6 protein-coding genes are annotated in these 6,119 nt (G+C 36.5%); 3 read left to right on the forward strand and 3 right to left on the reverse strand.

Annotation, left to right across the window (positions count from 1 at the left end; translation table 11 throughout):
* The first annotated feature begins 3 nt into the window (after positions 1-3).
* A complete protein-coding gene (locus AB3I72_RS11175; protein ID WP_002419153.1) occupies positions 4-1,053 on the forward strand; it encodes an oxidoreductase in 1,050 nt (349 codons plus the stop codon).
* Positions 1,054-1,526: 473 nt separating this feature from the next.
* Complete coding sequence (locus AB3I72_RS11180; RefSeq protein WP_002357887.1) at positions 1,527-1,985, forward strand: DUF441 domain-containing protein; 459 nt, start codon at positions 1,527-1,529, stop codon at positions 1,983-1,985.
* A gap of 38 nt (positions 1,986-2,023) precedes the next feature.
* Here AB3I72_RS11180 and AB3I72_RS11185 read toward each other — a convergent pair whose 3' ends face one another.
* The 3 genes from AB3I72_RS11185 to efbA form a co-directional block, all read right to left on the reverse strand.
* Positions 2,024-2,365: an iron-sulfur cluster biosynthesis family protein gene (locus AB3I72_RS11185; RefSeq protein ID WP_002391631.1), complete on the reverse strand. Its 342-nt coding sequence runs from the start codon at positions 2,363-2,365 to the stop codon at positions 2,024-2,026.
* 73 nt (positions 2,366-2,438) lie between these two features.
* Positions 2,439-2,702 (reverse strand): hypothetical protein, encoded by a 264-nt coding sequence (locus AB3I72_RS11190; protein WP_002381957.1) that lies wholly within the window; start codon positions 2,700-2,702, stop codon positions 2,439-2,441.
* A 155-nt stretch (positions 2,703-2,857) separates the two neighbouring features.
* Positions 2,858-4,570: a fibronectin-binding protein EfbA gene (efbA, locus tag AB3I72_RS11195; RefSeq protein WP_368023927.1), complete on the reverse strand. Its 1,713-nt coding sequence runs from the start codon at positions 4,568-4,570 to the stop codon at positions 2,858-2,860.
* 219 nt (positions 4,571-4,789) lie between these two features.
* On the opposite strand from efbA, the gene AB3I72_RS11200 reads away from it, so the two are divergent.
* Positions 4,790-5,449, forward strand: coding sequence for a hypothetical protein (locus AB3I72_RS11200; RefSeq protein ID WP_002386659.1), 660 nt, complete (start codon positions 4,790-4,792; stop codon positions 5,447-5,449).
* Positions 5,450-6,119: the final 670 nt, after the last annotated feature.

Genomic DNA, 6,119 nt, shown 5'->3' on the forward strand with positions numbered 1-6,119 from the left:
AATATGACAGTAAAAATGGGGTTTATTGGATTTGGTAAAAGTGCCAACCGCTACCATTTACCTTACGTAATGATTCGAGAAACACTAGAAGTGAAAACGATTTTCGATTTACATGTTAATGAAAAAGCAGCAGCGCCCTTTAAAGAAAAAGGGGTAAATTTTACCACTGACCTTAATGAATTATTGACGGATCCAGAAATTGAATTGATCACAATCTGTACGCCTGCGCATACACATTATGATTTAGCCAAACAAGCCATTTTAGCTGGTAAATCAGTGATTGTGGAAAAACCATTTTGTGATACGTTAGAACACGCAGAGGAATTATTTGCTTTAGGGCAAGAAAAAGGGGTAGTAGTGATGCCTTATCAAAATCGACGTTTCGACGGCGATTACCTAGCGATGAAGCAAGTAGTAGAGCAAGGCTTTTTAGGAGAAATCAATGAAGTGGAAACACATATTGATTATTATCGACCAGGAAGTATCACGGAACAAGGACCTAAAGAAAATGGTTCGTTTTACGGACTAGGCATTCATTTAATGGATCGCATGATTGCTCTTTTCGGGCGTCCAGATCAAGTCACTTATGATATTCGTAATAATGAAGTGAGTGAGGCAGTCGATAATTATTTTGACGTTGATTTACATTATGGTTCAAAATTAAAAGTAAAAGTTAAAACGAATCATTCTGTCGCTAGTCCGTATCCACGTTTTATTGTTCATGGTAGCAATGGCTCGTTCATCAAATATGGCGAAGATCAACAAGAAAATGATTTAAAAGCCGGAATCATGCCGGATGCACCAGGCTTTGGAGAAGATTCACCAATGTATTATGGAGAAGTGACCTACCGTAATGGCAATGGCGACTGGATTAAAAAACAAATTAAAACGCCTGTAGGTGATTACGGTCGTTATTATGATGCCGTCTATGAAACGTTGAAAAATGGTGCACCGCAACTAGTAACTGAAGAGCAAGCATTAACTAACATCGAAATTTTAGAAGCAGGTTTTCTTAACCCAAGTCCAAGTGTTTATCGTTTGAAAGAAAACTAAAGCGTGTTTAAATGACTTGAAAAGCGCCTGCCCTACAGTCCAGACAACTGTAGGGCAGGCGCTTTTATTTATAAAGAGTTGTGAATTTTAATATAAGAAACGTATATTGTTAGTAAAAATAAAAAAAGGAAAGACATCTTAGTAGCACTACTTCCCCAAGAATTGCTACTAAAATGTCTTTTGTGATGCTCGCTCAATTGAAGAGCCTTAAATAGGATATCGAATATCCAGTATAAATGCAAGTAAACTACTTTATAGTTAATATTAGTATACTTCATAAAATAATTTTTCAAAGAGAAAAAGGCTTGTTATGAGAAAAAATTAATTTTTAACTCGTTTTTTCTAAGCAAGATTCGGATGAAAAAGACAATAATTACTGAAGCTGAATGGTAATTAAAGAGGTTCTTTGCTAAAATAGGAAAGACAAGAAAGTTTGGTTAACGAAAGAACCAAATCAGAAAGGAGGACAACCAGTGGAAAGTTGGCTTTTTTTACTACTGATTGCCTTGATTGCGTTTGTTGCAAAAAATCAAAGTTTATTAATTGCGTCAGTTGTTGTGCTTGCTTTAAAAGCTTTACCAAATAGTGCGAAAATCATGTCGTGGTTGTCAGATAAAGGCATTAATTTAGGCGTCACAATTATTTCAATTACCATTTTAGTCCCGATTGCTACAGGACAAATTGGCTTAAAGGATTTAATCCAATCATTCAAAACACCGATGGGATGGCTGGGGATACTTTGTGGAATTCTGGTGGCTGTTTTATCCTCAAAAGGAGTAGGTTTAATTAATCAATCGCCTGAGATTACGGTGGCCTTAGTTTTTGGAACGATTCTTGGCGTCGTTTTTTTAAAAGGAATTGCAGCTGGTCCAATTATTGCATCGGGGATGATGTACGTAATCATTACTACCTTTCAAGCCTTTCAACACTAAAAAAGCAAACAAAACGCGTAAACGTTTTGTTTGCTTTTTTAGTGTTGATAAATGTCCACATTACTATCTAATATGCCACTTTCATTTTTTAAAGTAATGGTTCCCGCATTCGGATGAATCACTAGCTGTAAATGCCCTGTTAAAAACATTTGGTCATACGTCGAAGTATAGACGTGAAAAGAATCATTAGCAATTGTTTCGGTATAAGGCGCTTCCGCTTGATCAACAGGAACGATAATGAAACGATCGCCAATCATACAACAACCTTCTGCGGAAGAATAAGGATTAGAGCCGTCATTTGCTACCAACAAGAAGGTGTTCGTTTCAGTTAAGAAAGGGGCTAAACGTTGTTTTACTTCTTCAGAAATAGTCAGAGACATTTGCCTCACTCCTTTAAATAGTATGTAAAAGGAAGAGGGTAGCTTGTCGCTATGCCGCTCTTCAAAGGTTTTATTATTTGCTTGTTTCTTTACTGCTTTTTTTGAAAAGAGCAATAGAAAAGGCGACAACTAAGACAACTGTTGCAGCTAAAACAAATGGATTTTTTGTTGCTGATGTGAACCCTAGGACTGTTGAACCAATCGCACCTACGTAAGATAAAATAATCGCTGCTTTCTTTGGTGTTGAAAGTTCTGTAAAGCTATCGCGGAAGGCGACACCTAAACCTAAAGCGCCAATAAAGGCAAACATCCCAAAAATAATGTGTAAAAAGACCATGAATTTCACCTCCAACAGTCAGTATAGAGAGAAATAGCTAGTTTGTAAACTAATTGAGCTTACTTGTGTTATTTATCACTTGATAAATGTTTTTGCCAATGCAAAAAAACAACGTACGATCAATCGGCAGTACGTTGTTTTTTAGTTTAATATAATTAGGAAGTAGAATCCTTATTTTGCTGGATTTTTTTGATCGATTCTTCTGTTGGCGTCACATATAACGTTCGTTGGTTTTCATAAATCACATAACCTGGTTTTGCTCCATTGGGTTTATGCACATGTTTTACTTGGACATAGTCAACAGGCACTTGTGAAGAAAGTCGATATTTTGAAAAATAAGCTGCTAGAAGTGCGGCTTCAGTAAGGGTTTCTTCGCTAGGATGTGCGTCACGAATAATTACATGAGATCCAGGAATATCTTTGGCATGGAGCCAATAATCAGTTTTTTTAGCGGTTCGTAAAGTTAATTGATCATTTTGCAAATTGTTTTTTCCAACGAGAATAGGTGTGCCATCTGTGGCATAAAAAAGATCGGGTTGGCTTTTTTTCGGCTGTTTTTGTTTTTTATTTTTTTTACGTTTTAAATAGCCTTGCTCAATCAGTTCTTCACGAATCACTTCAATGTCCATTGGTGTCGCAATTTCAAGTTGTGCCACAACTGACTCTAAATAAGAAATTTCTTGTTGCGTTTGCTGAATTTGTGTCTTAACAACTCGGACAGCATTTTTCAATTTTTGATATTTTTGAAAATATTTTTGTGCATTTTGATTAGGTGAAAGTGCAGGATTTAGCGAGATACGCAACGGTGTATTTTCTTCATAATAATTTGGTAATTCCACCTCGGTGGCTCCTTTTGGGACTTGTGCCATGAAGGTTGTTAATAGTTCTCCGTCGCGACGGTAATTTTCAGCGTTTTCTGTATCGGCTAAGGTTTGCTGTAATTTTTTAAGTTTCTTTTGATTTCTTTTTAGTTCATTTTCAATTTTGCGAATTAGTTCGCCGCCTTGTTGTTTGACACGGTCTTTCTCTGCTTTACCAGAATAAAAGGCATCTAGTAATTCACTGAGTGTCGCATACGTTGTTTGTTCACCAACTAATGATTGATAAGGAATGGGCGTAAAATATTCTTTTTTTTCAGTGACTGTTAATGTCGGTACAACAGCTTCAGTGACTGAGGACCAAAATTCCGTCCAGATGGCCATTTTTTCATTTGGTTGTGCAAGTAAACGGGCACTTAATTCGTCTGCTGTATCTTTGCCTAGACCTTGGAAATGTTGTTGTAAATAGCGTCCGTTTAATTCAGGAGCTGTAGAAAGAAGCGCAAAGACTTCTTCTTTTGCGGCCGTGAGCGGATTAAGTCCCATTGGTTTTGGCGGTTCAATATAAGTTGCTCCAGGAAGCAACGAACGATAACTATTTTGGCTCATTCCAATGTGTTTTATCGCATCTAAGATTTTTCCAGAAGATTGGTTAACTAAAACGATTGTACTGTGACGTCCCATTAATTCAACAATCAAAACAATATTTTGTAAGTCACCTAGTTCATCTCTTTTTGAAAAGGTGAAGTGAATCACGCGATCATTTTCTATTTGTTGAATCGTTTCTAAAATGGCACCGTCCAGAAATTTTCGTAACATCATCACAAAATTAGGAGGTGTTTCCGGATTGCTATAGGTAATTGTAGATAGTTGTATGCGCGCATAACTAGGATGTGCTGATAATAATAATTTATGGTTTTTACCTTTCGCACGAATGACTAAAACGACTTCGTTTTCATAAGGCTGATGGATTTTTGAAATCCGGCCACTTACGAGTGTTTCTGTCAACTCATGAACCATGCTATGAGTAAATACGCCATCAAATGACATAATAAATCCCTCGTTTCTTTCCGACTAATAGCTTTATTATAGCGGAGTTTTTGAATTTAAGAAAGAAGCTTGTTAAAAAGGAGTTGGGTTTTCCTTAGAAAGCTGGGGAAGTTTGCTGGTTTTTTTAGTAATTAAAGCGCAAGGGTAGGCAAGAAAGAAAATGATTAGTATAATAGATAAGAACTAAAAGCGAGGAGCGATTAGAAGTTGAATAATTTTATGGAAGAACTAAAAGAGGCACTTTATGAATTAAGACAAAGAAAACTGTTAATGATTACCGCTATTGTAGCATTAGTATTAATAATTGGCTCAATCATTTTTATTCCAACGATGCAAAAAAATATTCGAGCTGCTCAAGTTGAATCGTTAGTCGCAGGACCCATCAAATCAGAGAAAGTCAGTGTCTTAGATTACAAAACAGCAGACAAGAAAATCCAAGAAACAGGAGCCATGTCAGTCATGTTTGCTAAACCATCTGGCAAGCAATACGATCAAATGGTGAAGCTGTTTAATTCAGATAAAATGAATGAATTTCATCGTTCGCTGTATATCTATCCGTTAATTTATAATGCTGGCAAAGCACAAGAGCAATACAATGTTAGCGGCGATGAGATTACGCTTGTTTTCTTTGAAAACGGCAAAGAAAAGACACGGACGGTTGTCGAAAAATCTATGGATTTAAAAACACAATTAATACCAGAATTAAATCGATTACCAATGGCTGGCGTTTTGAAAGACCAACAAAAGGCGGCCCAAGAAGCTGAAAAAGAAGCAGCAAAGACCGCTGAAACACAGACGACGACCAGCACGACTGGCGTTGCTCAATCTACTGAAACGACGACAGAAAGCACTGATACAGTACCAGAAACTGGTGAATAATAGCTAGCTATGTTAAACTTAGATTGTAGAAAGTTTTAAGGAATTAGAAAGAGGGGATTTTCGATGGCATTAGTAATTTCAATGACGATTTTAGTAAGTTTATGGCTGATTCAATCGCAAAAACAAGCAGTTAAAGTTCCCGTGAAAATTGAAAGAAACCGAAACAATTAAGTGGTAAATATGCTGAAATAAAGAAAAACGAGCCTCTCATAAGAGTGGCTCGTTTTTTAGAAGTAAAAGAAATGCAAGAAAATAAAAACTTTTTCTTGACGAACAAAATCAATATAGTGTAGACTACCTTTAACAACATAACTAGGAGGGAAAATACATGACACAATTATCTAACGTAAAAGAAATGCACCAATCATGGCAAAACTGGCGTAGATAGTTGTATGTATGATTCTTTCATAGATACAACTTTAGAAGACTTATTCTAAAAAGTGTATCTATGCTGGTTATATTCAAGAAGAAAAAACGACCACATAGAGGACCCATCTATGTGGTTTTTGTTTTGCATAAAAACAACGACCACTCCTAAACACTTAGGATAAGTCGTTGTTTTTTTGCTACGAATCACTACGATTGGCACGAAGTGACAGAGTAGATGATGAGTAGCACAAGGTGAACGAAGAGAACGTTGTCCCATTCGTACAAGCACTACGATTGGCAC

It is taken from the genome of Enterococcus sp. GC34 (assembly GCF_040886645.1).
Taxonomy (GTDB): Bacteria; Bacillota; Bacilli; order Lactobacillales; family Enterococcaceae; genus Enterococcus; species Enterococcus faecalis.